The 25573-nt window shown below is 67.4% G+C and carries 20 protein-coding genes and 2 pseudogenes; 11 read left to right on the top strand and 11 right to left on the bottom strand.

Annotated elements, in window-relative coordinates; genetic code table 11:
* The first annotated feature begins 60 nt into the window (after nucleotides 1–60).
* On the top strand, nucleotides 61–1128 hold the full coding sequence (locus tag EDD92_RS01000) for a ferritin-like protein (RefSeq protein WP_123962420.1): 1068 nt from the start codon (nucleotides 61–63) through the stop codon (nucleotides 1126–1128).
* Here the strand turns inward: EDD92_RS01000 and EDD92_RS00995 are convergent.
* Entirely contained in the window at nucleotides 1125–2306 is a 1182-nt protein-coding gene (locus EDD92_RS00995; protein ID WP_123962419.1) for a low temperature requirement protein A, read from the bottom strand. The genes EDD92_RS01000 and EDD92_RS00995 overlap by 4 nt on opposite strands.
* A 345-nt stretch (nucleotides 2307–2651) precedes the next feature.
* Here EDD92_RS00995 and ilvC point away from each other — a divergent pair, with 345 nt between their 5' ends.
* The 3 genes from ilvC to EDD92_RS00980 all read left to right on the top strand — a co-directional run bounded on the left by ilvC (nucleotide 2652) and on the right by EDD92_RS00980 (nucleotide 5676).
* The gene (gene ilvC / locus EDD92_RS00990) at nucleotides 2652–3656 is read left to right on the top strand and encodes a ketol-acid reductoisomerase (protein ID WP_123962418.1); all 1005 of its coding nucleotides are present in this window, start codon (nucleotides 2652–2654) and stop codon (nucleotides 3654–3656) included.
* Between the two features lie 83 nt (nucleotides 3657–3739).
* A complete protein-coding gene (locus EDD92_RS00985) occupies nucleotides 3740–4174 on the top strand; it encodes a VOC family protein (RefSeq protein WP_123970211.1) in 435 nt (144 codons plus the stop codon).
* Between the two features lie 329 nt (nucleotides 4175–4503).
* On the top strand, nucleotides 4504–5676 hold the full coding sequence (locus tag EDD92_RS00980; protein WP_399185355.1) for an IS256 family transposase: 1173 nt from the start codon (nucleotides 4504–4506) through the stop codon (nucleotides 5674–5676).
* A 523-nt stretch (nucleotides 5677–6199) separates the two neighbouring features.
* On the opposite strand, the gene EDD92_RS49690 is transcribed toward EDD92_RS00980, so the two are convergent.
* From EDD92_RS49690 to EDD92_RS00970, 3 genes and pseudogenes are all read right to left on the bottom strand, one after another.
* A complete protein-coding gene (locus EDD92_RS49690; protein ID WP_185123888.1) occupies nucleotides 6200–6361 on the bottom strand; it encodes a hypothetical protein in 162 nt (53 codons plus the stop codon).
* Between the two features lie 287 nt (nucleotides 6362–6648).
* Nucleotides 6649–6924: a hypothetical protein gene (locus EDD92_RS00975; protein WP_123962416.1), complete on the bottom strand. Its 276-nt coding sequence runs from the start codon at nucleotides 6922–6924 to the stop codon at nucleotides 6649–6651.
* A 268-nt stretch (nucleotides 6925–7192) separates the two neighbouring features.
* Nucleotides 7193–7498 (bottom strand): annotated as a pseudogene (locus EDD92_RS00970) (transposase); the annotation flags it as partial.
* Nucleotides 7499–8038: 540 nt separating this feature from the next.
* Here EDD92_RS00970 and rox point away from each other — a divergent pair.
* A complete protein-coding gene (gene rox, locus EDD92_RS00965) occupies nucleotides 8039–9466 on the top strand; it encodes a rifampin monooxygenase (protein ID WP_123962415.1) in 1428 nt (475 codons plus the stop codon).
* A 140-nt stretch (nucleotides 9467–9606) separates the two neighbouring features.
* On the opposite strand, the pseudogene EDD92_RS00960 reads toward rox, so the two are convergent.
* A pseudogene (locus tag EDD92_RS00960) lies at nucleotides 9607–9846 on the bottom strand (Tn3 family transposase); the annotation flags it as partial.
* A gap of 105 nt (nucleotides 9847–9951) precedes the next feature.
* Here EDD92_RS00960 and EDD92_RS00955 point away from each other — a divergent pair.
* From EDD92_RS00955 to EDD92_RS00940, 4 genes are all read left to right on the top strand, one after another.
* Nucleotides 9952–10344 (top strand): transposase family protein, encoded by a 393-nt coding sequence (locus tag EDD92_RS00955; RefSeq protein WP_311736748.1) that lies wholly within the window; start codon nucleotides 9952–9954, stop codon nucleotides 10342–10344.
* On the top strand, nucleotides 10341–11615 hold the full coding sequence (locus EDD92_RS00950; protein WP_123962414.1) for a transposase: 1275 nt from the start codon (nucleotides 10341–10343) through the stop codon (nucleotides 11613–11615). Before EDD92_RS00955 ends, EDD92_RS00950 begins: the two co-directional genes overlap by 4 nt.
* Nucleotides 11616–11825: 210 nt before the next feature.
* The gene (locus tag EDD92_RS00945) at nucleotides 11826–12509 is read left to right on the top strand and encodes a hypothetical protein (protein WP_260326260.1); all 684 of its coding nucleotides are present in this window, start codon (nucleotides 11826–11828) and stop codon (nucleotides 12507–12509) included.
* Between the two features lie 344 nt (nucleotides 12510–12853).
* Complete coding sequence (locus tag EDD92_RS00940) at nucleotides 12854–13282, top strand: WD40 repeat domain-containing protein (protein WP_123962412.1); 429 nt, start codon at nucleotides 12854–12856, stop codon at nucleotides 13280–13282.
* Nucleotides 13283–13369: 87 nt separating this feature from the next.
* Here EDD92_RS00940 and EDD92_RS00935 read toward each other — a convergent pair whose 3' ends face one another.
* The 5 genes from EDD92_RS00935 to EDD92_RS00915 all read right to left on the bottom strand — a co-directional run bounded on the left by EDD92_RS00935 (nucleotide 13370) and on the right by EDD92_RS00915 (nucleotide 21537).
* Nucleotides 13370–15580, bottom strand: coding sequence for a glycoside hydrolase family 3 N-terminal domain-containing protein (locus EDD92_RS00935; protein WP_260326259.1), 2211 nt, complete (start codon nucleotides 15578–15580; stop codon nucleotides 13370–13372).
* A 356-nt stretch (nucleotides 15581–15936) separates the two neighbouring features.
* Complete coding sequence (locus EDD92_RS00930) at nucleotides 15937–18249, bottom strand: glycosyl hydrolase family 65 protein (protein WP_123962410.1); 2313 nt, start codon at nucleotides 18247–18249, stop codon at nucleotides 15937–15939.
* 107 nt (nucleotides 18250–18356) lie between these two features.
* Nucleotides 18357–19244 carry a carbohydrate ABC transporter permease gene (locus EDD92_RS00925; protein WP_123962409.1) on the bottom strand — a complete coding sequence of 296 codons (888 nt, stop codon included), beginning with the start codon at nucleotides 19242–19244 and terminating at the stop codon, nucleotides 18357–18359.
* The gene (locus EDD92_RS00920) at nucleotides 19241–20200 is read right to left on the bottom strand and encodes a carbohydrate ABC transporter permease (RefSeq protein ID WP_123962408.1); all 960 of its coding nucleotides are present in this window, start codon (nucleotides 20198–20200) and stop codon (nucleotides 19241–19243) included. The genes EDD92_RS00925 and EDD92_RS00920 overlap by 4 nt, the downstream gene beginning before the upstream one ends.
* The gene (locus EDD92_RS00915; protein ID WP_221268056.1) at nucleotides 20200–21537 is read right to left on the bottom strand and encodes an extracellular solute-binding protein; all 1338 of its coding nucleotides are present in this window, start codon (nucleotides 21535–21537) and stop codon (nucleotides 20200–20202) included. The genes EDD92_RS00920 and EDD92_RS00915 overlap by 1 nt, the downstream gene beginning before the upstream one ends.
* 403 nt (nucleotides 21538–21940) lie before the next feature.
* On the opposite strand from EDD92_RS00915, the gene EDD92_RS00910 reads away from it, so the two are divergent.
* Nucleotides 21941–23065 (top strand): LacI family DNA-binding transcriptional regulator, encoded by a 1125-nt coding sequence (locus EDD92_RS00910; protein ID WP_123962407.1) that lies wholly within the window; start codon nucleotides 21941–21943, stop codon nucleotides 23063–23065.
* Nucleotides 23066–23686: 621 nt separating this feature from the next.
* Here the strand turns inward: EDD92_RS00910 and EDD92_RS00900 are convergent.
* Entirely contained in the window at nucleotides 23687–24646 is a 960-nt protein-coding gene (locus EDD92_RS00900; protein ID WP_123962406.1) for an asparaginase, read from the bottom strand.
* A gap of 213 nt (nucleotides 24647–24859) precedes the next feature.
* On the opposite strand from EDD92_RS00900, the gene EDD92_RS00895 reads away from it, so the two are divergent.
* The gene (locus tag EDD92_RS00895; protein WP_123962405.1) at nucleotides 24860–25525 is read left to right on the top strand and encodes a GntR family transcriptional regulator; all 666 of its coding nucleotides are present in this window, start codon (nucleotides 24860–24862) and stop codon (nucleotides 25523–25525) included.
* Nucleotides 25526–25573: the final 48 nt, after the last annotated feature.

The raw sequence follows: 25573 nt of genomic DNA, 5'->3' as shown, positions 1-25573 counted from the left end.
GGTGCGTCCGTTCTGCCAACGTCTCTCCTGCACCTCCGAAACGAAGTGAGCTCATCCAGCATGCCTCAAGACCAGTCCGACACACTTGACAGCACGTCCACGACCGGCATCGCCACGCTGGAAGACCTGCGCAGGCACCTGCAGTGGGCGATCGAACTCGAACATTCCACACTGCCGCCGTACCTGACGGCCCTGTACTCGCTCGACCCCGAGCGGAACGCGGATGCCGCGGAACTGCTCGGCGGCGTCTTCGTCGAGGAGATGATCCACCTCGCTCTGGCGGCGAATCTGCTCAACGCGGTGGGTGGCCGCCCGCTTCTGGACGCACCGCACATGTTGCCGCCGCACCCGCGGACCATGCCGCACGCCGATCCGTCCATCCAGTTGTCCCTGCTGCCGTTCGGTCCGCAGGCGCTCGACATGTTCCTCCGTCTCGAACAGCCGGCACACCCCGGAGATCCGGCCGAGGGCGACAGCTACGAGACGATCGGGCAGTTCTACGACGCGATCGAGAGGGGGCTGCGGCGCCTGTGCGCCGAACTGGGGGAGGACCAGGTCTTCACCGGAGACCCCGCCCGCCAGGTCGCCGGCGGCCCGTTCGCCCATACCGCAGGGCGCCTCGCACCGGTCACCGACCTCGGCTCGGCACTCGCGGCGCTGGAGGAGATCGTCGAGCAGGGCGAGGGGGCGGCCCGCGCCGCGGTCTGGGACGGGGACAAAGACCTGTTCCACTCCGGGACCAAAGCGGTCTCCCACTACTACCGGTTCCAGGAAATCGCCTCGGGCCGGCGCTACCAACCCGGCGACACACCCGAGTCCGGCCCCACCGGAGCGGCCGTGACGGTGGACCCGGCCGGTGTCCGCCCCGTGCGCCCCAACCAGCGCGTGGCGGACCAGCCCGAGGGCAGCCCGATCCGCAACGCGCAGGAAGCGTTCAACCAGACGTACTGCAAGATGCTGGACATGCTGCAGCAGGCATTCAACGGCAACCCGGCGATGCTGGGCATGTCCGTGGGCACCATGTATGCGGTCAAGGGACAGGCGCAGAGCCTGATGGCGTTGCAGGACGACAAAGGCCAGGTCGCCGGCCCGACCTTCGAGTACGTGGCTCCTGAGGACCGCGCTTAGAGACGAAACGGCCTGGGAACGCGCCGCGCGAGGACGAGGTGTGCACCGATCAACAGCGACGCGATGACACCTGTGCAGGGTACGGCGAAGGTCGTGAACGTGGCGGCGAGGATGGCGAGGGCCGCCGTCGGAGCAAGGACGTCAACATTGGTGGACGCCTTCGCCGCCCGTCGGTGCAGAAGCCACACGCTGGTGATGAAGAGGGCGACGGGCACGGTGTAGGTGGCTGCGGCCTCACGGTCGGTGAGGCCGTGGTGGCCGGTGACATGGGCAACGTTGACGACGAGCCCGGCTCCCACGGCAGCCGCGGCGGCGAAGACGACGTAGTGTCCGTATCCCCACAGCATGGCCGTCTTTTGAGTCTTCAGGCGACGGGGCGCGTCCTGGGCGAAGTACAGCCACCACAGTGCGAAGACGGTCAGCATCCCGCCCAGCGCGATGGTCAGGACGGAGCGGGGCGCCCTGTGGGTGTCCAGGGCGGTGCCGACGGCGATGCCGGCAGCCGTGACGGATTCGCCGAGCACGATCAGAGTGAACAGCCCGTAGCGCTCGGCGATGTGAGTCGGGTGCCACGTGGTGCCCTCGGCACGCTCGGCCCAGACCGGCACGGCGAGTTCCCCGATCGCGAGAACGGCGAACGACGCGACGCCACCGTCGTGGGGCAGGACCAACCGCGCCAGCCAGCCGATCTCCAGGACATGGATGCCGAAGGCATACCGCAGCGCGGACCGCCGACGTTCCCGGTCCGTGTATGCGGCCCGCAACCACTGGCTGACCAGGGCCAGTCGCATGACGAGGTAACCCCAGGTGATGATCGCGAAGTCACCGTGCACCAGGGCCTCGGAGGTCCCCGCGGCCATGACCAGGGCCCCGGTGATCTGAACCAAGGTCAGGACGCGGTAAGGCACATCGTCCGTGTCGTACGCGGAGGCGAACCAGGTGAAGTTCATCCAGGCCCACCAGATGGCGAAGAACACGAGTACGTAACCGAGCAGGCCGCGCCCGGGGCGACCTGCGGCGATCTCGTGCTCGAAGGCCGACGAGGCCTGGGCGATGGCGGCGACGAAGCACAGGTCGAAGAACAGCTCCAGCGGGCTGGCGGTGCGGTGTTCCTCACCAGGGTGGCGCCCCCGCATCGGGCGGTACCAGGCACTGGATGTGTAGGGAGGCTGACTCATGGTGTCCTGATCTGAAGGTCGGAGATGTCGGAGAACGGGTGCGGACAGGCGGCCGTTCGCACGGCTCCGGGCGGGCTTTGACTACGACCGTTCACGACGAAGAGTTGTGACAGCATCGCTAGGACCGATGCCGCGCGCGAGCAGTGACAGAAAACACTGTGTGTCGACTGCCGGGGGACTCGCACAAGCCCTCGGATTTTTGCGGAACTTCGGCCGGTATAGGCTCCGCCGTTACCATCACTGCACGGTGCCAGCAAATGACAACATGTGATGCGATAGTGTTTTCGCTGTCTCTCGACGGCGGGTGCTCTCTCGCCGTCTCAAGTCACCAGTGAAGGGATCACCATGGCCAAGATGTTCTACGACGCCGACGCCGACCTGTCCGTCATCCAGGGCCGCAAGGTCGCGGTCATCGGTTACGGCAGTCAGGGCCATGCTCACGCCCTGTCACTCCGTGACTCGGGCGTCGACGTTCGTGTCGGTCTGCACCAGGGCTCCAAGTCCAAGGCGAAGGCCGAGGAGCAGGGCCTGCGGGTGGTGACGCCGTCGGAGGCCGCCGCCGAGGCCGACGTGATCATGATCCTGGTGCCGGACCCCGTCCAGGGCGAGATCTACGAGAAGCACATCGCCCCGAACCTGAAGGACGGCGACGCGCTGTTCTTCGGCCACGGCTTCAACATCCGCTTCGATTTCATCAAGCCCCCGGCGGGCGTCGACGTTTGCATGGTCGCGCCGAAGGGCCCCGGCCACCTGGTGCGTCGCCAGTACGAGGAGGGCCGCGGCGTTCCCTGTCTGGTGGCGGTCGAGCAGGACGCGACCGGCAATGCCTTCGCGCTGGCGCTGTCGTACGCCAAGGGCATCGGTGGCACCCGCGCCGGCGTCATCAAGACGACCTTCACCGAGGAGACCGAGACCGACCTGTTCGGTGAGCAGGCAGTCCTCGCCGGAGGTGTCACGGCGTTGGTGAAGGCGGGTTTCGAGACGCTGACCGAGGCGGGCTACCAGCCGGAGATCGCGTACTTCGAGTGCCTGCACGAGCTGAAGCTGATCGTGGACCTGATGTACGAGGGCGGCCTGGAGAAGATGCGCTGGTCGATCTCGAAGACCGCCGAGTGGGGTGACTACGTCACCGGTCCGCGCATCATCACCGACGCCACCAAGGCGGAGATGAAGAAGGTGCTGGCCGAGATCCAGGACGGCTCGTTCGCGCGTGAGTGGATGGCGGAGTACCACGGCGGTCTGCAGAAGTACAACGAGTACAAGAAGCAGGACTCCGAGCTCCTCCTGGAGACCACCGGCAAGGAGCTGCGCAAGCTGATGAGCTGGGTCAACGACGGTGAGTCAGCGTGACCACCGCGCACGGCACCCGGTCTGTGGGCTTGCGATCCTCGGCAGCCGCTGCAAAGGAGGACGACAACGTGAGTGCCGAAGCCATGGAGCTGAGACTGGGTGTGCTTGTTCTCCCCGTCTCGGACGTCGACCGTGCCAAGGCGTTTTATGAGGCGGCAGGGTTTCGACTGGACGCGGACCACGCCGTCGACGATTCCTATCGCGTGGTGCACATGACGCCCCCGGGGTCTGCGTGCTCGATCCTGTTCGGGACCGGAGTCACCACGGCTGTGCCGGGCTCGGTGCAGGGTCTCCACCTCGTCGTGTCCGACATCGAGAGGGCGTGCCGGGAACTTGACGCCAGGGGCGTAGAAACCGGCGGCATCTTTCACGACACGAGCGGCATGTTCCACCGTTGCACCGACGAGAAGCGGGTCAATGGACCCGACCCGCAGCGTCGTGATTACCACTCATACGCTGAGTTCAAAGACCCGGACGGCAATGGATGGGTACTACAGGAAGTGCCGGTACGCGTCTGAGGGCGCTCGTGTGTGGCGGCGCTGTGGCGCGCTGCAGAGGGCGGGCGGCGAGGTCTCCGGCCCAGCCTGTGACCAGATGGCACACTGAACCGCTCCCGGTCTGAGATGGTGCCCCGCCGAGTGGTGTAGTCGGTCTGAGTCCTGGAACGCGCGGGTGTCTGCCCGGGGCGTGCATCTGCTGGCGGTGACTGCCCCCTGAACAAGAGGTGGCCATCGCGCAAGTCTCCCTGGTGAACGGCCAGTTCAACCGGAGGAGGACGCGATGGCCTTGTCCCAGTCTGACCTGATGCGGCTGCTGGAGTCGATACGTACGGCCGACGGACGAGTCGATCAGGGTGCTGTGCGAGCGCATCCTGCAGGAGCTCATCGAGGCCGAAGCGACCGAGGCCATCGGTGCCGCCCCGCGCGAGCACTCGAGCGAGCGCACCACCTGGCGCAACGGACACCGCGACCGGCTCCTGACCTCGCAGGCCGGTGACCTCGACGTGAAGATCCCCAAGCTGCGGACCGGGTCCTTCTTCCCCTCGCTGCTGGAACGCCGGCGCCGCATCGACCGGGCCCTGTTCGCCGTGGTGATGGAGGCATACGTCCACGGAGTGTCCACCCGGTCGGTCGATGAGCTGGTCAAAGCACTGGGTGCCGACAGCGGGATCTCCAAGTCCGAGGTGTCGCGGATCTGCGGCGAACTCGACGAAGAACTGTCCGCGTTCAAGGAAAGGCCGTTGGACCACACCGTGTTCCCCTACGTCTTCCTGGACGCGACCTATTGCAAGGCGCGGGTGAACCACCGGATCGTCTCGCAAGCGGTGGTCATCGCGACCGGCATCGCGGCCAGCGGCCACCGAGAAATCCTCGGCCTGATGGTCGGCAACAGCGAGTCGAAGCCGTTCTGGACGAAGTTCCTGCGATCCTTACGAGCGCGCGGCCTGGAGAACGTCCAGCTGGTGATCTCCGACAGCCACAACGGTCTGGTGGCCGCGATCCGCACCGTCTTCCTCGGCTCCGCCTGGCAAAGGTGCCGCGTTCATTTCGTCCGAGACGTCTTCGGCGTGATCGAAAAGGGCTCGGCTGAGATGGTCGCAGCGACCATCCGCACCGTCTTCGCCCAGACCACCGCCGAGGCCGTCCGCACCCAGCTGGACGTAGTAGCCGACACGCTCGGACGGCAGTTCCCCCAGGTCAAAACCATGCTGCTCGAGGCAGTCGGCGACATCACGGCGTTCGCGAACTTCCCGTCAGCCCACTGGAAGAAGATCTGGAGCACCAACCCGCTGGAGCGGCTCAACCGGGAGATCAAACGCCGGGCCGACGTCGTCCAGGTCTTCCCCAACCCCGCCGCCCTGGACCGACTCGCCGCCGCGGTCCTGGCCGAACTCCACGACGAATGGCAGGTCTTCGACCGTCGCTACCTCTCCGAAGCCTCCATGGCCGAACTCCTCACCACCAAGCCCACACCCCAGCGGCAGATCCCTGCACAAGCGGAACCAAACGAGCTCGACTGACTACACCACTTCGCGGGACACCATCCCGCTGGCGGCGCAGGTGTCGCCGCTCCTCACGGTCGCGGGCCCGGGGCGGCATGCGCACACCGGTAGGGGCGAACGGTACGTCGCAGTTGAGGTGGACGCGGTGGTGGAAGTCCTGTCGGGTACGACCAGGCACGCGGTCGTGACTGTGACGCGAGCGAACTAGCCACGGGTTCTGGGAGCGTGTCTTGGCGTGGAAACGGCTGCATGCAGCCTTGAGCTCGAGGCCCCTCCCAGCCTCGTGGGTTCTGTCCCTTACTTGCTATCACTGCCAGTACCCTCGTCTGCCAGAACTGGCAGACGAGGGGGGCTTGTGGACTCTGTCGCGCTCACTGGTTTGGCGGGCACTCTGGGCGGTGGCCTACTCGGCGTTGCTGGCACTCTCATCACGACAGGAGGAACTCGTGAGGCTGCACGAACCGAGCATGAGAAGTGGCTTCGGGATCGTCGTGTCGATGTATTTAAAGAGGTGAGCCGCCATGGGCAACAGCTTGCGACCTCAGTAGAACTCGGTGAGCCCTTCGCTTCCCTTGCTAAGGACTTTGATCGTCTCGTGCATGAAGTACGTCTCGTAGGGCCGCGTTGGCTTGTAGATTTCGTTGACCTTGTGGCTTTTGAGGCGCATGTGGTGGGCGGGTTGACGCTCGACGTTCCTGAGCATGTTCGCGAGAGTGCGAAGGGCAGGCTTCCCTCGGTGGTGGAAGAGATGGTGGACGCTCTAGGGGACGCCCTTGAGGAGCCGGAGAGGGAGCGGTATCCGCGGAAACCTGTAGGAGGCGCTCGGCCAGAGCTCTCTTGCCGCAGCCGGGCCCAGCCGTGATCAGTAACAGGGGTGAAGAGCCGGTTGACAGCCAGGCTGCGATCTTGCGCATCGCCCAGCCGCGGCCGGTGAAGTCGGCGGAACGCGCGACAATGTCCGATGGCAACAGGCCGCCGTGTCCGACCGGCTCAAGCGTCGGCATCGTCCACGCCGATGATCTCCGCCTGACCGTCCGTGCTCCCGATGTTCTGGTCGACGCTCACATCAGCGTTTCCCGTGCGCCTGGCTCCGAGCACCCGACCCGCATTTAAACGCCGCACTGTCTGATTCACCGTGACACGGCGCGGCCGATCGGATCCCGGTGGCGCGGAGCGCACCCATTCCAGCGCAGCCCAAGCGGCGACCATCGCACCCAGTGCAACGACTAGCGCCAGGTTGACATGGCTGGTGAGGATGTTGGTCACTACACCGACGCCCACGGCGAGAACTACACACGCGGCGGCCTGCGCGCCCCGATGCATCGCGCCTCCTCCCCCCGGTCGCATGTGACCGCGACGCTTCGAAGTCAGCCAGGAGAACTGTCTTTCAGGTGTGGACTCTTCGGCAACTCTTCGGCCATGCCGAGGCTCGGAGGATCGGCAGGCTTTCCTAGAGTGGTTCACATAACCGCCCCAGGGCATGAATCGATCATTTGATCACTTGGCTGAGTACCTGCGCGGTTTGGAGGGTTGGCTGGGTCAGACGACGGGTCATCAGACCGATCGCCGCCCACGTGATGAGGGCCTCACTGTGCTGCGGGAGGCGTTCGTAGTCGCGGACCAGACGGCGGGCGTGCATGATCCAGCCGAGACTGCGCTCCACGACCCAATGTCGTGGGAGGACGACAAACCCGGTCGCGTCTTTCGGCCGGGACACGGTGCGGACGGTGAGGGCCAGGAAGTCCTTCGCCCAGTCGACCAGTCCGCCAGCGTAGGCGGAGTCCGCCCAGACCACGGTGAGTTCCGGGTGCATCAGGCGGAGGCGGAACAGGACCTCGCGGCCAGCGTCCGGAGAACCTCCGCCGCTACTTCAAGCCCTCGGCCGAGGCGATCGCCGAAGTCACCAGCCTGCTCGCACCCGGCGACGCCCGGCGTTGATCCACCCAGTGAGCCGGAACGCCGACCCTCATACACGGTGGGGTATGGGCGAGGATCGCCGCCTTCGGCGACCACACCTCGGCTGCCGACCGCGCGTCGCGGGCCCCGATTCGGGAGGGGCTTGTCCATCCGCAGCGGACGGCAAAAAGCAAAGGCAAGGAGGTTACCTACCCCTTGCCACTCTCAACTTATAGCGCACGGGGGGCCTTGCGGCAAGGCCCGGGTCGTGGCGCAGAATCGTCGGCCGAGGCCAGAACTTGGGGAAATCAGGGATTCGCGAAGTACGTGCGCCTTTATCGACTGTGGGTTCTGCGGGACGTGAAACCGCCGGTGGGACTCGCGGTGTGGTTGCGGACACGCGGCGCGGAGGTCCGGGTGTGCGCGCTGCCGGACTGCGCAGAGCAGCTGGCCGAAATGCAACCTTGTTGAATGGGGGGGGGTCATGATTGATGTGATCGTTGCTGGCGGCGGACCGACCGGTTTGATGCTGGCCAGCGAGTTGCGGCTGCACGGCGTGCACGCGCTCGTGCTGGAGAAGGAGGCGGAGCCGACCAGGATCGTCCGCTCGCTCGGCCTGCACGCGCGCAGCGTCGAGGTGATGGACCAGCGCGGTCTGCTGGAGCGGTTCCTCGCGCTCGGCAAGCAACATGCGGTCGGTGGTTTCTTCGCCGCCATTAACAAGCCAGCGCCGAACCAGCTGGACACCGCGCATCCGTACACCCTCGGCATTCCGCAGACCACCACCGATCGCCTGCTTGCCGAGCACGCCACGGAACTCGGCGTCGAGATCCGGCGCGGCTGCGAACTCGTCGGGCTGAGCCAGGACGAACACGGGGTGACTGCCGAACTTGCCGACGGCACGCGGCTGCGTTCGCGCTACCTCGTCGGTTGTGACGGCGGCCGCAGCACGGTGCGCAAGCTGCTCGGTGTCGGCTTCCCGGGCGAGCCCTCCAGGGTCGAGACGCTGCTGGGCGAGGTGGAGGTGACCGCGCCGCCGGACACGCTGAACGCCGTGATGGCTGAAGTGCGCAAGACCCACAAGCGGTTCGGCGCCATGCCCCTCGGGGACGGGGTGTACCGCCTCGTCGCGCCCGCCGAAGGGGTGGCCGAGGACCGCACGGTCCCGCCGACCCTGGACGAGCTGAAGCGGCAGGTGCGGAAGCTCGCCGGCACCGACTTCGGCGTGCACTCACCGCGCTGGCTCTCCCGCTTCGGCGACGCCACCCGGCTGGCCGAGCGCTACCGGACCGGCCGGGTGCTGCTGGCCGGCGACGCGGCGCACATCCACCCGCCGACCGGCGGGCAGGGGCTCAACCTCGGCATCCAGGACGCGTTCAACCTCGGCTGGAAGCTGGCCGCCGTAGTCAACGGCTGGGCACCGGAGGGACTCCTGGACAGCTACCACACCGAACGGCACCCGGTGGCCGCCGATGTGCTGGACAACACCCGTGCGCAGATGGAGCTGATGTCCATCGAGCCGGGTCCCCAAGCAGTGCGCCGACTGGTGTCGAAACTGATGGACTTCGAGGAGGTGAACCGGTACCTGATGGAGAAGATCACTGCGATCGGGGTCCGCTACGACTTCGGCGAGGGGCATGAACTGCTCGGCCGACGGCTGCGGGACGTGGGGCTGAAGCGGGGTCGCCTCTACGAGCTGATGCACGGCGGCCGCGGGCTGCTACTCGACCAGACCGGCCGCCTCTCGGTGGCAGGCTGGGCAGATCGAGTCGACCACGTCGCCGACATCAGCGAGGAACTGGACGCGCCCGCGGTGCTGCTGCGGCCGGACGGCCACGTGGCGTGGGTCGGTGACGATCAGCAGGATCTGCTCGACCGGCTTCCCCAGTGGTTCGGCGCTGCGGTCAACTGAGCGCGCAACTCGGCGCACGAAAGCCCACCGGGCCTGCCCGGACAGAGGGTACGCAAAGCTGTCACTCGTGAGGAGACGCTGTACCCGCTCCAGGCCACTGACCAGTACTGAGGCGGAGTGGGAGGCGGCTAACAGGCCGGTCACTCGTCCTCGGCGGCATCCGGGTCGCGCAGAGGCCGCATTCCGCCGGGTAGCTCCGGCAGTTGGAAGGAGTAGCGGCCGAGCATGTTGATGTGGTGCCTGACGAACGGTGAGAGGCGGGCGACGTCCTCGTCGCGGACGTCGAATCCGTCCGCGCGCAGCTGGTTGACCGCGGCGTCCATGTACCTGGTGTTGAAGAGGACGAGGGCGTTGAGGACCAGGCCCAGGGCGCCGATCTGTGTCGACGGTCAGACAATTCCCCATGATCTGCATGATCAGCGTCAGGCAATTCGGCTCTGTCGGAGATCTTGTGATGTCACCCTCCTGAGCTGGGCATCTACCGGGTGTGCGGTTCAGGGGGTTTGGGGCGGTCGCTGCCGCGTTTAGCTGATGTGGTGGTCGAGTCGATCGAGCGTGCGGCCGGAACGGTCACGTTCTGCGCTCACTCCGCAGTGCCGACGGCGAGGTGCGCAAGATGCGGGGTGGTGTCGTGGCGTGTGCACGGCCGATATACGCGCCGGCTCGCTGACGCGCCCGTCGGCGGAGCCCCGGCGGTGGTCGAGCTCATGGTGCGCCGGTTCAAGTGCCTCAATCCGCAGTGTCCGGTGGTGACGTTCGCCGAGCAGATCGAAGGGCTGACCAGCCCGCATGCCCGGTACACGCCGCTGCTGCGCACGCTGCTTACCTCGATCGCCGCTGTTCTGGCCGGCCGGGTGCAAGGCTCGCGGCCACGATGAGCATCAGCGTGGCCAAGGACAAGCTCCTTGCACTCCTCCGCGGGTTGCCCGAATTACCACCGTTCAGCGTGCGGGTCCTCGGGGCCGACGACTTCGCGTTACGCAAGGGCGGCTCGTACGCCACGATCCTGGTGGACCTGGAAGACCGGCGCCCGGTCGATGTACTGCCGGGCCGGGACGCCGAGCCGCTGGCCACCTGGCTGCGCGGTCACCCCGAGATCGAGGTGATCTGCCGTGACCGGGCTGGCGCCTACGCCGAAGGTGCCCGGAGCGGGGCTCCGCAGGCCCGGCAAGTGGCCGACGCCTGGCACCTGCTGCGCAACCTCGCCGAAGCTGTGGAGAAGACGGTCGGCGCCCATCACCAATGCATCCGCAAGGCGTTCACGACGCCCCCGGCCGTCCCGGAGTCCGCCACGGCACCCAGGGGGACGGCAGAGCCACCGCCGGAAGGGGTGTCGTTCGTTCCGTCGGACGGCACCCGGGACGTCCTCGGGCGTCCGAGGCGGCTGGTGGCCCGTACCACCGAGCGGTACATGGCGGTGCAGCAGCTGCTGTCCGAGGGTAAATCCCTGGCCGCGATCGGCCGCCAACTGCGGCTGGACCACTCGACCGTACGGCGCTTCACCCGCGCCCAGAGTCTCGACGAACTGCTGGTCAAAGCCACCAACCGGGCATCGACCCTGGACGAACACAAGCCTTACCTGCACAGGCGCTGGCGCGAGGGCTGCCACGACATCCCGCACCTGCACCGCGAACTGCGCGCACGCGGCTTCACCGGCAGCATCCAGTGCCTCCGCCGCTACTTCCGCCCCTTCAAAATGCCACACAGCCCCAACCTGAAGAACCCGCCTGAGCCCGCGCTCGAGCCACGGCCTGCCCCGAATCCTCGGTGCGTCGTCCGCTGGATCATGACCAACCCCGCACACCTCGCCGAGACCGACGCCGCCGAACTCAAAGAGATCCGGACTGCCTGCCCACACCTCGACGCCACCGCACGCCACGTCCGTGCCTTCGCCGACATGATGCGCGATCTGCGGGGTGAGGAACTGCCCGCATGGATGGATCGCGTCCTCGCTGATGACCTGCCCGCCCTGCATTCCCTGGTCAACGGCATGAAGAGGGACCTGGACGCTGTCACCGCCGGCCTGTCCACGCCCTGGAGCTCCGGCCAGGTCGAGGGACACGTGACCAGAGCCAAGCTCCTCAAGCGCATGGGCTTCGGCCGGGCCAACCTCGACCTCCTGCGCAGACGTATCCTTCACATCCCGTGACTCCATCCTCGGGTGATCGAGCGGCTGCAGTAATCGGGATGCTGTCATGTTGATGGCGGGCTGGGGCCCGCCCCGGTAAGTTAGCGATCTTCGGGCGGTGTTAACTCCCGGAGTCCTCGAAGGCGAACGTTCATGATGAACCTCGACCGATCCTGCGCCCGACTTCGCCTCGATGCCGCAGTGGATGGCCTGGCAGTCACCTTCCGTGGGATGACCGCCCATCCCGACGAGCACAACTGCGACTGCCACTGGGGCAGCGCGGAAGATCTTGCCCAGCTCAAGGTGGCGGACACGGAGCTGGACCCCGACCTCCTGCGGCGCACATGGGAGGCCATCGACTGGAGCGATCACGCATCCGTCCTCCGCAGAATTCTGCCCCAGTTCGCCACCTCCCTCGTCAACGGGCTCATCGAGCCCCTCTTCGGCATGGAAACGGTCGGGCGCTCGTTCGCACTCGGCCACTGGCAGCAGTGGCCTGCCGAGCAGGCCGCGGCAGTCGAGGAATTCCTGCACGCCTGGTGGGCGCACACGCTCACCGATCCGGATCCCGCCGTACCCGCGTACGAGGTCCTCGTACTGTGCGCCGAGGCATCGGGCGCGCTGAGCCCGTGGCTCCACACTTGGGAAGCACTGACCGGAGCTGCGGCCGACCAGCACCTGGCCGAAGCGGCGACACAGTGGGAGTACGACCTGCTCGGTGACCAACTGCCCTGGGACGCTTGGGAGAACGGGGAAGAGATGCGCGCCGAGCTGACTGTCTGGCTGGTCCGCCATGCTCCAACCCGGCTACGTGCCATCGGCGTATCCGAAGAACTGCTTCACCGGATACGGCTGCTCGGGGTCACCGGTCTTGACCGCTGGGAGGACCCGCACTGGCCCGGCCACCGCTACTGATCCACCGAACGCGCGATGCCCCCGACTGCGCAGAAGCAGGTGCGCCGAGGCAGGCCGCATCACCAGATCTCCGACAGAGCCTAATGCTGGATTCCTCTTTCGATGGGTATAGCTGCTGATAGCGGGGCGGTTTCGGGTACTCGGGGGCGGGTGCTGGGGCATGGTGCTGAAGGCACGACCGGGCCGTGACGAAGGCGAGCAAGCGGTGGTCCACCGCCTGGCGTCGGCCAGAAAGGCGCCGAAGGATGTGGTGGAGCGGTGCCGGATGGTGGAGCTGAGCTGGGACGGGTGGCTGGTCCCGCAGATCGCGGACGAGCTGAAGGCTCGACGGGCACTCCCTCTTCGTGAAGGGACGCGCGATCCGCCGCTGGGACATCAGCGACCCCCGCCAGCCGCGCAAAGCGGAGAAGCACTTCGCCAACAACCTCACCCCTGCCACTCCCGTGATGTGCGCGGACGGCGTGCTGATCACCGGCCACACCGGCGGGCTGGCCCAGCTCTGGAACGCGCACGAGCAGACAAGGATGGAGGCGCCCCTACGCGGTCATGCATCGGACGTCACCGCCCTGGCTCTTGCGCCCAGCGGGGATGTGCTGGCCACCGGCAGTGACGACGTTCAGCTCTGGAGCGTGAGGACACGGCAGATGATCCACGAGCCTCTCGAGTGCCGGGGCGCCATGGTCACCGAGATGGCCTTCTCTCCGGACGGGCGCATCCTCGTAACCATCAGCGGCGACTGGGTATCGCTCGATCCCGAGGACCCGAACTTCTGACATGGCGGCAGAAACGTGCGCGGCCCCCCATCACAGCGACGAGGCACCGCAGCTCGTTGAGCCGTGGCAGGGTGACGGATGTGATGGTCAGCTGAGGGTGAAGCGGGCGCGAAGCAGGTCGGAGGCGCGTGAGCTGGGGCCGACGAGCAGGTCGAACGCTCCGGGCTCGACGATCCGGCGCCCTTCGGCGTCGACCAGGGAGCATGCCGCGGCGGGGATCGCCAGCCGGACCCGCACGCTCTCACCGGGTGGAACCGTGACCTGCCGCCAGGCCTTGAGTTCCCGCTCCGCCCACGTGACGCTCGTGACCAAGTCCGTGGTGTAGGCCTGCACGGTCTCCAGTACCGGCCGAGTGCCGGTGTTGGAGACGGTGACCTCGGCCCGCACCACGCCGTCCCATGCCACGACTTCTTCGAGGATGGCCAGGTCGGTGTACTCGATGGTGCTGTAGGACAGACCCTCCCCGAAGACGAAGAGGGGTTCCTGAGTCAGGTCGGCGTAACGGTCACCGTGCTGGCCGCGCACCTGGTTGTAGTAGACCGGCTGCTGCCCGACATGGCGTGGCACGGACAGGGGGAGGCGTCCCGACGGCTCGATGAGACCGAGGACGAGCTCGGCCACCGCCTGGCCGCCTCGCATGCCGGGATTGAACGCCTCGATCAGCGCTGCCGCCGACAGCGCGGCGTCGGGGAGTACCGAGGGCTTGCCGTGGACCAGCACCACGACGACGGGTGTGCCGGTGGCGACGAGCGCCTCGAGGAGGGTGACCTGTCCGCCCTGCAGCTCAAGGGTCGCGGTCGAGCAGGTTTCACCGGTCAACGCGACGGTGTCTCCGACGACGGCGACGACGTAATGAGCCGCGCGCGCGAGGCTCACCGCCTCCGCGATCAGAGCCTCGTCGACGGGCGCGGGCGCGAACAGGGGCGGACGTGGCTGCCCGTCGGGGTAGACCGGTCCTTGCGGGTCCGGCACGAGGCGCCCGATGTCGGCGCCGCGGGCGTAGGTGACCGTCCACCCGTCGGGCACAGCTGCGCGGAACCCGTCGAGCACTGTCGTGACGGTCTCGCGCGGGTGCCCGTCCGGCATCCAGTCCACCTGGCCGGATGCGCCGGCCCAGTCGCCGAGCATGGCCTGCGGGTCGTCGCCGTTGGGGCCGATCAGGGCGATCGTGCGAGGGCCCCCGGCAGTGAGGGTGTGGCCCTGGCCGTCTACGGTCAGTCCGCCGTCGAGGGGCAAGGTGCCGTCGTTGCGCAGCAGCACCAGGGACCTTCGGGCGAGTTCGAGGTTGAGGGCGGCGTGCTCGGCGCACCCGATCACGTCGGTCTGGCGTGTCCGGTCCGGCGCGCGGGGGTCCTCGAACAACCCCAGTTCCATTTTCAGTTTCAGGATCCGCCGGACCGCCTCGTCGATCTCCTCTTCTCGCAGCCGCCCCTGCGCGACTGCTTCCTGGGCGCCCTCGAAGAAGTCCGGCGTGGTCATCACCAGGTCGTTTCCGGCCTGCACCGCGACCACTGCAGCTTCCACGGCGTCTGCGCAGACCTGCTGCTCCCACACCATCCGGCCCACGTTGTCCCAGTCGGTCACGAGCGTGCCGGTGAACTCCCATTCGCCCTTGAGGACGTCGTTGAGGAGCCACTTGTTCGCGGTGATCGGGACCCCGTCCATCGCCTGGTAGCCGAGCATGAACGTGCGGCAGCCCTCGCGAGCAGCCCTCTCGAACGGCGGCAGGAACCATGAGCGCAGCTTGCGCCGGCTCAGGTCCGCCTCGCTCGCGTCGCGTCCGCCCTGCGTCTCCGAGTAGCCCGCGAAGTGCTTGGCGCAGGCCAGAACCGCTGTCGGGTCGTCCAGTCCCGCTCCCTGATACCCGCGGACCATCGCCGCGCCCAGCTCCCCGATGAGCACTGGGTCTTCCCCGAAGGTCTCGTTCACACGGCCCCATCGCAGGTCGCGGGTGATGCACAGAACCGGCGAGAAGGTCCAGTGGATACCCGTCGCGGCGACTTCCACCGCGGTGGCCCGGGCCATGCGCTCAATGAGCTCGGTGTCCCAGGTGCAGGCCATCCCCAACTGAGTGGGGAAGATCGTGGCACCCGGCCAGAACGAGTGGCCGTGGATGCAGTCGTCAGCGACGAGCAGCGGGATGCCCAGCCTGGTGGCTGCCGCCAGCTTGACGGCAGCGTGCATGCGTTCGGGCGAGGCGTGCAGGATCGACCCGGCCAGCTTCGTGGCCACGGCGTCCTCCAAGTCGCCCCGGGCGTCCAACTGCAGCATCTGTCCGACCTTTTCCGGCAGCGTCATGCGGGCGAGCAGGTCCTCGAGGCGTTCCTCGAGCGGCCTCGAAGGGTCGCGATAGGCCGGCGAGGTCGTGGTGGCTGTGCCCGCGGGGTGGTCTGGGCGAGAGGAAGCCTCCGCTCCTGCCCCCTGGTACGCGGTTGCCGGGTTCCGGTGTGCTTGTGAACTCATGAGTTCGATCTCCTGGGAAGCTGTCGAGACGGCGCATCCGGGTGTCGTTGCCCTGGGCCTGATGCGCCGCCACTACGACGGCGGTGATGACCGGCTTGCGGCGGGCAGCATCCGCGACGTGGATGGTCAGGCGGTGGCCGGATTGCCTGTCGCGGCGCTGATGGACGCTGAGAAGGACCGCGAGCTTGCGGTCACGCTTTCCTCGACGCGTCGGCGAGGTCACTGGTGGGCAGCAGGTCAGGCCGGCGGGTTGGCAGGATCAGCGGTGCGCCCTGACGCAGTGGGTGTGTCGCGCCCGCGACCTCGACTTTCGTGGGGAGACCTCCGGTCAGCGTGATCGTGGTCTGCTCCGGGTCGATCGCGACATCGAACTCGCGTCCCTGCCAGAGCATCCGGCGCAGGGTGAGGCCGTCCAACTGAGGTGGCAGGGTCGGGTCGAGTCTGAGTCGGTCTGCACGCCAGCGCATCCCGGTGAAGCCGTAGAGGAACACCTGCAGGAAGCCGCCCTGTCCGGTGGTGAAGGTGAACGCGCCTCCGTGACGTTGCTCGGCGAACTGGTTGAACGGTCCGCGTATGAACGGGTCCACGCTGCGCCGCATGAAGTCGTAGGCGGCGGACCCGGGCGTACCCAGTGCGGCGTGGGCGATGGAGTGGATGGAGTCGGTCATGGACGGGCCGTCGGGGTCGGTGCGCGGCACGTAGTAGTCGAGATCGTTCTGCGCTGCCTCGGGGGGCATGGGGTGCTCCCAGGGGTACTGCAGCATCACCACGTCGGCCTGCTTGATGGTTTCGCCGTCGTAGCCGTCGTACTGCGGATGGATGCCCAGGTCCTCGTCGTACGGGACGCGCAGGCCGTCGGCGACCCGGTCCCACTCGGGGTCCGCGGCCACGCCCACGACCGTCGCCGCCCGGGTGGCGATCCGCAGGGTCTTAGCGGCCGCGACGTTGGTGTACACGCTGTTGTCGACCGGGAAGTGGTATTCGTCCGGGCCCATCACCTGCTTGATGTCGTAGCCGCCGTCGTCGTGGGGAACGGCGGAGCTCACCCAGAACTCGGCGGCACCCTTCAGCACCGGCCAGGCCTTCTTGGCGAGCCAGTCGCGATCGCCGGTGGCGAGGTAGTACTGCCAGTGGGCGAGGGCGACGTCAGCGGTGATGTGGTGTTCGAGGTCACCCATTTCCCAGCCGGGTGGGGTCTGTTCGTCCCCGTGCAGCGCGCTCTCCCAGGGGAACCTCGCGCCCGCGAACCCTGTTCGGGCCGCATACTCCTGGGCCGCGGCCAGACGCTGCTGTCGATAGGTGTTCATGCCCGCCGCGATGTCCGGGTGCTGGGCCAGCAGCGCTGGATACATCCAGGTCTCGGTGTCCCAGAAGACGTGTCCGTTGTAACCGTCGCCGGACAGGCCGCACGGGGACAGGCTCCAGTTCACCCCGGCGCGGGTGCTCTGAAGCAGGTAGAACATGCTCGCGCGGACCTGCAGTTGCAGCACCGGATCCCCCAGGACCTCGATGTCGGCCCGCCACAGGTCGGCCCACGCTGCCTCGTGCTCGGCCAGCAGGTCCCCGTACCCGGTGTCCGCCGCGGCCGCCGCGGCGGCGCGAGCAGCCGGCAGCGGGTCTTCGCAGTCCTGGGAACTGGCCACACCGATGTACTTGGTGACCGTGTACGTGCTGCCGGCCTCCGCATCGAAGGTCGCCTGCACACCAGCCGACTGGACCTGGTTGGTCTCGAACTCGGCGATGTGTGCCGCCACCCCTGTGGGCAGTTCCAGTCGCGACGCGAGCGCTGCGGTGATAGCCGTGCCGAGCGTCGTCACCGTCTCGTACGACTCGGCCGCCGTACCGTCGTAGCCCTTGCTCGACTGTTCGGTCAGCCTTGCGCTGGTCCCGTCGAAGACCCCGGACACGCGCGCGCTGCCACTCCAGTGTGGGGTGAAGGTGAGCTGGACCGCGGCCACTCGGTGCCGGGACTGGTGGACCAGTACCTGGTACGTGAGATCGGTGCGGCGGCCCGCCGGTGAGGTCCACGTCGCTTGTGTGGTCAGCAACCCGGCCCGCAGGTCCAGTGTCTGCCGGTAGTCGCTGACCTCTCCCTGCTCCGGGTCATCCTCTTCACCTGCTCGTGCCGCCTGCGGCAGCCGACCGTAGGTGCCCGACTCGTCGGAGAACGCGAGCGTGGACCAGGTCGGGATGTTCGCGTACTTCTCGATCGGGCCGTCCTGGGCGAAGAACCCGGCCAGGTGCGCTTGGGTTTCGATCGGCGTCGTCGCGTATCCCGTCCCCGCCGCGGGGATCCGGCCGCCGAAATAGCCGTTGCCGAGGAAGGTTGGCGCGTAGTCGTCGGCGGTTTCGGTGGTGCTGAGCGTCCACCCGGCGTCGCGCCGGGACGTTTCTGTGGCGGTGGTGGTGTGGTCGTCGTGACCGGGAGGAGCATGCTGGGACCGCGCGGGTGCCGGGTCGTGGGTGGGGTGGTCCTGGTCGGAGAGGTCTCCGTGGGGGGTCATGCGTGCCCTTCTCGAATGGGTGTTGGCGTCGGGTACATGGGCAGGGAGCGCCGGGTGGCCTGGGCATGGCCCGGAGTTCGGCCACCGGCCCTGTGCACGTGCGTGGCTCAGGACTTGGAGCCGGACAGGGCGATGCCTTCGACGATCTGGCGTTGCGCGAACGCGAACACGATCAGCATCGGTGCAGCCAGCAATGTCGTGGCGGCCATCAGCGCGGGCCAGTCAGAGACGTACTGGCCCTTGAACTGGTTGACCAGCAGCGGCAGCGTGAACTTGTCGGAGCTGTTGAGGAAGATCAGCGGGAAGAAGAAGTTGTTCCACTGGGCGAGGAAGGTGAAGATCCCCAACGCCGTGAGGGGGGTGCGCAGCAGCGGCAGGATGATCGTCACGAACGTGCGGACCCGGCCGGCGCCGTCGATCTGGGCGGCTTCCTCCAACTCGCGGGGGATGCCTTTGATGTACTGGCGTAGCAGGAAGACGCCGAAGGCGTTGAACAGTGCGGGCGGCACGATGATTGCGGCATGGGTGTCCACCCAGCCCAGCCAGCCCATGATGATGTACAGCGGGATGATCGTGAGCTGGCCGGGGACCATCATGGTCGCGAGGAAGACCATGAACAGCGGGCGGCGGCCCCAGAAGTCGATCCGCGCGAACGCGTAGGCGGCCATCGCCGAGGTGAGCAGGGAGACCGCGGTGACCGTCAGGGCGATGTAGGTGCTGTTCCAGAACCCGCGGACGAAGTCGGCCCCGCCCAGGGCGGTGCGGTAGCCCTGCTCGGTCCAGTCCTGGGGCAAGAGCTTGGGCGGCTGTATGAAGATCTCGCTCAAGGGTTTGAACGAGGAGAACAGCATCCAGGCGAACGGCAGCGCCATGCCGATGGCGCAGACGAGGAGGACCGCGTGCAGCAGCAGTTTGCGACGGGCGGGCCGGTGGGAGCCGGAAGCGCCCTTGGCGGTCGTGACCGTGCGGCTGATGGGGTTGGAGAAAGTACTCATTCTGTGTAGTGGACCCATCTCTTCTGGGCTGCGAGCTGGCAGCCGGTGACTAGGAGCAGGGCCAGGAACAGGAGGAAGGCGAGCGCGGATGCCTCCCCGAAGTTGAAGTCACCGAAGGCGATCCGGACCACCTCGTAGACGATGGTGCGGGCGGAGTCCGGAGCCCTGTCGTCGAAGAAGACGTAGATGTAGTCGAACACCTGGAAGGAGCCGATGATCGAGGTGATGGAGAGGAACAGGATGGTCGGGGACAGCAGCGGGATGGTGACGTGCCGCAGCTTCTGCCACTCCGAACAGCCGTCCAGTACGGCGGCCTCCAGGAACGAGCGGTCGATGCTCTGCAGCCCGGCCATGAACATGATCAGCTGGTAGCCCAGGCCCTGCCAGATCCCGACGATCGCGAAGGCCGGGATGACGAACCGGGCGTCCTGCAGCCAGTTCGGCGCGGGCAGCCCCATCCCGCGTAGCGCGTTGTTGACCGGGCTGATGTCGGGGTTGAAGAGCCACAGCCAGATGGCCGCGACCGCAACCGAAGAGGTGATCACCGGGGCGAAGAACGCCAGCCGGTACACCGGGGTCAGCTTGCCGGCCCGCTGCATCAGCAGGGCGAAGAACAATCCCGTGAGCATCAGTCCCGGCACCTGCAGCACCGTGAACCAGACGGTGTTGACCGCCGAGCGCTGGATGCGCGGGTCGGACACGACCTCCGTGAAGTTGGACAGTCCGGCGAAGGACCGGGTGCCGAACCCGTCCCAGTGGTAGAACGCCAGCACCAGGGCGAACAGCAGCGGGCCGACCATGAACACCACCAGCCCCAGCAACTGGGGCGCCAGGAACAGGTATCCCGCGGCCGTGTCCCCGCCTCGCCGACGCCGGCTCCGGCGGTCCGGGTGGACGTCCGGGTCCGCGGACGTCAGCCGAGCCCGGGCCTGGGAACCGGCGCTGCTGACGGCCATCAGGCACCCCCGTTGATCAGCTTGACCACCTTGCCGCTGAACGACTTCGGCGTCTCGTTGCCCGCCTTGAGCATCTTGTCCACCAGCACCGGGAGCTCTTGGGCGACCTTCGCGTTGCCGGCGATCGCGCTGGGGACGGCGTAGCCCTTGGCCGCGACGTCGTTGAACAGGCTGCCGTGCGCGGGCACGTGGCCCTCGGTGACGATGTCGTCCAGGCCCTTGATCGACGGCACCGCGTTGCCGCCGCCAGACAGGCGGAACCGCTGTCCCTCTGCGTTCAGGAAGTTGCCGAGGAACTCCAGCGCTTTGGCCTGGTTCTTGGTCTTGGCGTTGACCGACAGCGCCGCCGTGTTGACCGGTACCGGCATGACGTCCTTACCGGACAGGGAGGGCAAGGGGGCAATGTCGAAGCCGAACTTGACCTTCTTCATGTTCGGCAGGATGACGCGGGGGTAGGTGAGGCAGGCCAGCTGGCTGGCGTAGAACAGCACGTCAGCGCCCTGTCCCTGCGGGAGGGTGCCGGAGTAGGTGATGTTTCCCGACTTCAACTGCTCGAACAGCCACGCCAGCGCCTCCTGGGACTTGGGGTCGGCGTCGAACACCGCCTTACCGGACTCGTCGAAGAGCGTCCCGCCGAAGGTGGACATCCAGCCGAACCAGTCGAACCAGTTGCTGCCATTGAGCACCAGGCCCCTCTTCTTGGTGGAGCGGACCTTGTCGAGCAGGTCGGTCAGCGCGTCCTGGGTCCAGGTGCCCGCCTCGAACTGGGCAGCCGGGTCGGTGCCGACGCCCGCCTCGGCCAGGAGGTCCTTGTTGAACCAGAACACCAGCGGACTGCAGTCCACCGGCAGCCCGAACAGCCCAGGGCTGCCGTCCGCAGGCCTGCACCACCGGTACAGCCCCTCGTGGAAGTCATCGAGCTTGACCGCGGCGTGGCCACTGTCCAGGTAGTCGGTGAGGTCGAGCACCTGCTTGGTCTCGATCAGCTTGGCCATATAAATGTCACCGACGTAGAAGGCGTCGGGAGCAGCGCCGGCCGATAGTTGCGGCAGCAGCTTGGAGAGGTAGTCACCCACAACCTGTTGGTAGGTGACCTTCACGCCCAGTTCCTTGGTCATCTTCTCGGAGAACCGACGGAACACTTCCGACTGGGGCGGCCCGTCCCAACCCGCCCACCTCAGTGCGGGTCCACTCCCCGCGGAGTCGCCGCCGCATGCCGCAAGCGCGGGCGCGGCGGCCAGACCGAGACCGGCGAACATGCCCGCCTTGAGGAGGTTGCGGCGGTCCAAAGCCGTAGTGGCAGCCGCCTCCTTGATCACATTCGTGCGTCTGAACACAGTCGTCCCTTCCGCTGACGGTACGTCGCCGTAGAGCAGCTCTTGATCGTTTCGCCGCGTCACGGCGCCTGGTCGAGCTTGTGGGCGCAGGTTCGCGGGCCTTCGGTGTCGTCGATATAACTTCTGTGTTACCGATAAAACGGGGACCGTAGGGGCGTTTGCCGCAGCAAGTCAAGAGGTCTGCACGCACGAGACGGCGACCGTCGGAGCGCCGCCCGCGCTGGAACGTCATCGGGAGGGGCCCGGCATGCCCGCTGACCCATTACTGATATAGCACCAGGTCACGGGGACCTTTGCAGCGCGAGGCATACCCGCTACACGCCCGGAGGACGCTCGACGACAGCCCGCAGCGATCCTGCGGCCCTGATCGGCTCGGCGATACGGGCAGGCGGATAGAACATCCTTGACCGTCGCGCTTCCCGCCCACCAGAATGGGCGGATGGGTTTTACCGATCAACCGTCGGATCCGAGGCGCGGCCGGAAACCGGCCGCTGAGGGAACGTCCGCGTCGTCAAGGCCGACCATGGCCATGGTGGCGGCGCGGGTGGGAGTCTCCAAGCAGACCGTTCACTACGCCTTGAACTCTCCGGACCGTCTCAGCCCCACAACGTTGCGTCGGGTCCTCAAAGCGGTCGACGAGTTGGGTTACCGGCCCAACCAGGCTGCGCGTTCACTGCGAACGCAGTCTCCGCAGGCCGTGGGCTTTCGGCTGTTGCCGACCACCCAAGGTCAGTCGGGCGGGGTATGGGCGAGCTTTCTCTACGAACTCTCGGTAGCGGCACAACGAGCCGACCACGCGGTCTACTGCCACCCCGCCGCCACCGACGAGGAAGAAATCCAGGTCATCCAGGAGATCTTCAGCACGAATACCGTCGACTGCTTCGTGATCACTGCCACCCAGGACCACGACCCTCGTATCACCTTCCTGCGCGAACGCGGCATTCCCTTCGTCTCCTTCGGGCGCCCCTGGGGTCATCCCATGTCGGACACGTGGTGGGTCGACGTTGACGGCGCCGCCGGTACGGAGCAGGCCGTGGACCATCTCGCCGAACGCGGTCACCGGCGCATTGCCTACCTGGGCTGGGACGGGCCCAGCGGGTACGGGGACGACCGGGAGTCGGGCTGGCGCCGGGCCATGCGTTCACACGGCTTCTCGACCCGTGACCTCGCGGTCGGCGGGCCCGACGAAATCAGCACAGGCCGGGAGCTCGCCGGCCGACTCCTCGACAGGAAGACGCCACCAACAGGCTTCGTGTGCGTCAGCGACACCATCGCGATCGGTGCGCTCCAGGCGTGCCGGGAGCGGGGACTGGCCGCTGGCCGTGACGTCGGCGTCGTGGGATTCGACGACAGCGTCGGCGCACACCTCGTCGACCCGGGGTTGACCAGCCTCGCCCAGCCACTGGAACTGGTCGCACGACACACCATGCGCCTCCTCCTCGACCGGCTCAAGGCTCCAGACGCCAAGGCCGAACAGGTCCTGCTCCGGCCCACCCTCGTAGTCCGGGAAAGCACCGTGCCTCTGTGAGCAACTCACTGGATGCTCCCGTACCTCTCGCAGGACACCGTCCCAACGTCCAAGATCCGTGCCTCGTAGGCGAGGTCTGTCCGCTCCCTTACCGGGCTTGAAGGAACTCTCGCGCTCCACGCAGCCGTGTGCGCACGCGTTTCTGGGTGGCGCCGCTGTCGAGGCGGACGTCCAGGGCCCCGGGCATGGGGGGTGTCGGCTCGCCGCCCGGTTGGCAGCCGGCCGGCTTGCGTCGCGTCGGGCGATGAGAACGCCGAGTTCGTGTCGGCTGAGGGCGTCCGCTCGGGCAGGGTGGAACATCCCGGCCTGGTCGGTCACGGCGAGTTTCCGCGAAGCGGAGGTGGGGCCTTCGACGTTTACCGGGCAGCGGATGTCGTCGGTGAAACAGGACGCCATCGCGGGTGCCGGCAACCAGGGCGTGGACGCTGCGCTCGTGCACGGATCCACCCTGCCCGATGATCAACGAGGTGCGAGCGACCGCCGCGATCGGCGCGAGCAGCCGCACAGCGGTCTCGGCGGTGGCTTTTGCAGCACGAGGCCACTGCAAGGGCACTCTGCGCGCGGGTCGCCTGTTCGAGCATCGGATCGGCCCGCTTGGTCCCAGGCGACGACTGGCGATGACTACCCGTGCAGAATTCGCGCCGGGCGTACCGCGCCGACGGGTTCGCCGTGTCCGAGGACGGGGACGGTGGCGAGTTCGGTGAGGATTTCGTCGGCGTCGGTGTCGACGCCGAGCCGCCGTAGTGCGGCGATCATGACGACCGGGCGAGCCCGATGGGAGCCGTCGGCAATCTTCAAAGAGATCGACGAGCCGTCGGGAAGTGCCATCGCATAGACGCCTTCCGCGCCCTCCTTGGCGACCGATCCGGGCAGTGCGCCCATGAGCCGGGTCACGTCCCGGCCGGTTCCGCCGACGTATGCGGCGTGCGTGTTCATCGCCAGGGCGACCCGCCCTTCCAGCGATCCGGACCGGCTCGTAGCCAGCTTGGCGAACGCCTGGGCCAGGCCCCGGTAGCCGATGGCGAACAGCGGAGCTCCGCAGCCGTCGACGCCGGTCGCGGCCACCTTCTCGTCGGCCAGGTCCTCGATCGTCTCGCGCAACGCGCGCTGCAGCGGGTGGTGCGGGTCCCGGTACGTAGCCGTGTCCCAACCGTTAGCGACACAGGTGGCGAGCATCGCGGCGTGCTTGCCCGAGCAGTTCATCGTCAACGGGGTAGGGCCGCTTCCCTCGGCCAGGTGAGCGCGGAGAGCGGCCTCGCCGATGGGCAGGGCGGCCGTGCACTGCAGTGCCCCGGTGCCGAGCCCGGCGTCTTTGAGGATTCTGCGCACTCCGTCGAGGTGGAAGGCTTCGCCGGAGTGGCTTGCGCAGGCCAGCGCCAGCAGTTCGCCGTCCAGGTCGAGTCCGGCGCGCAGCATGCCGAGCGCCTGAAGGGGCTTGGCGGCCGACCTGGGGTACATGGGGTGGTCCGGCTCACCGACGCTCAGCACGCTCTGCCCGTCTGGCCCGGCGGCGTGGACCGTTCCGTGATGCACCGATTCGAGGAAGTCTCCTCGCCAGACCTCAGCCACCACAGCGTGCATGGCGCGCTCCTTCCTGTTCGGCCGTTACCTGCCGAACCTCTCAAGTGTTAACAGTTATCACCTTGCCACGACCCGCGTCGATGTCGTGTGGGGTATTGACAGACTTCGTTCGGCCGCTGTCCACTGTCAAATGTCAACACTTGGAAGCTGCAGTCGACGGCGCAGAACGCGGCGATTGACCAGCGGACAGCTCTGAACGGACGGACGGCACACATGCCCGACACCCTTGAGCGCGGCCTCGCCGTCCAGCTCGTGGAGACGCTTCGCGAACGCCTCCTCAGCGGTCAGATCACCTCGGGCGCCCGGATCAACGAGGTCGAGATCGCCCGCGAGTTCAGCATCAGCAGGGGACCCCTGCGCGAGGCGATCCGGCAGCTGGTCAGTGAGGGCCTCCTGGTGCACCGCCCCAACAAGGGCGCTGTCGTGTTCGAGGCCCAGCCCGACGAGGTCGAGGCGCTCTTCGAGTTGCGCTCGGCACTGGAGACCGCCGCTGCGCGCCTGGCCGCCGCACGGCGCGACCGCAAGGACATCGCCGCGCTTCGCCGCGCCTGCGAACGGTCGAGGAAAGTCCTCGCCGCGGGACGCGAGTTCGCGCACCGCATGGACCTCGACTTCCATCGCGCGCTGCTCGACGCGGCCCGCAGCCCCCGCATCACCGAGCAGGTGTGGCGGGTGCATCAGCAGATCATCGTGGTGCGCAGCCGGCAGGACGTGGCCGCGTCGCACACCGACGCCTCGCTGACCGACCACGACCAGATCGCGGAGGCCATCGCCGAGGGGCAGGCCGACCGCGCCGCCGAGCTGATGGAGCTGCACCTTGAGCGAGTACGGCTGCAGATGATCACGAGCATGACGGGCAACGACGCCCCCCGCGACTGAAGATCCCCGTCCCGGCGCCACTGCTCTCCCTCACCACTCCCCACCCTT

Origin of the sequence: Streptomyces sp. TLI_185 (assembly GCF_003814765.1) — a bacterium.
Taxonomy (GTDB): Bacteria; Actinomycetota; Actinomycetes; order Streptomycetales; family Streptomycetaceae; genus Streptomyces.
Note: the sequence above shows the minus strand (reverse complement) of the source record. Positions and strands in the feature narration are given on the sequence as shown.

Bases quoted from the DNA above. Each gene is read 5' to 3' on its own strand.
- EDD92_RS00895 (WP_123962405.1), top strand. From the start codon at position 24,860: ATGCCCGACACCCTTGAGCGCGGCCTCGCCGTCCAGCTCGTGGAGACG.
- EDD92_RS00930 (WP_123962410.1), bottom strand. From the start codon at position 18,249: ATGACCCCCCACGGAGACCTCTCCGACCAGGACCACCCCACCCACGAC.
- EDD92_RS01000 (WP_123962420.1), top strand. From the start codon at position 61: ATGCCTCAAGACCAGTCCGACACACTTGACAGCACGTCCACGACCGGC.
- ilvC (WP_123962418.1), top strand. From the start codon at position 2,652: ATGGCCAAGATGTTCTACGACGCCGACGCCGACCTGTCCGTCATCCAG.
- EDD92_RS00925 (WP_123962409.1), bottom strand. From the start codon at position 19,244: ATGAGTACTTTCTCCAACCCCATCAGCCGCACGGTCACGACCGCCAAG.
- EDD92_RS00950 (WP_123962414.1), top strand. From the start codon at position 10,341: ATGAGCATCAGCGTGGCCAAGGACAAGCTCCTTGCACTCCTCCGCGGG.
- EDD92_RS00985 (WP_123970211.1), top strand. From the start codon at position 3,740: ATGGAGCTGAGACTGGGTGTGCTTGTTCTCCCCGTCTCGGACGTCGAC.
- EDD92_RS00995 (WP_123962419.1), bottom strand. From the start codon at position 2,306: ATGAGTCAGCCTCCCTACACATCCAGTGCCTGGTACCGCCCGATGCGG.
- rox (WP_123962415.1), top strand. From the start codon at position 8,039: ATGATTGATGTGATCGTTGCTGGCGGCGGACCGACCGGTTTGATGCTG.
- EDD92_RS00920 (WP_123962408.1), bottom strand. From the start codon at position 20,200: ATGGCCGTCAGCAGCGCCGGTTCCCAGGCCCGGGCTCGGCTGACGTCC.
- EDD92_RS00935 (WP_260326259.1), bottom strand. From the start codon at position 15,580: ATGACGCTGCCGGAAAAGGTCGGACAGATGCTGCAGTTGGACGCCCGG.
- EDD92_RS00900 (WP_123962406.1), bottom strand. From the start codon at position 24,646: ATGCACGCTGTGGTGGCTGAGGTCTGGCGAGGAGACTTCCTCGAATCG.
- EDD92_RS49690 (WP_185123888.1), bottom strand. From the start codon at position 6,361: ATGCTCAGGAACGTCGAGCGTCAACCCGCCCACCACATGCGCCTCAAA.
- EDD92_RS00945 (WP_260326260.1), top strand. From the start codon at position 11,826: ATGACCGCCCATCCCGACGAGCACAACTGCGACTGCCACTGGGGCAGC.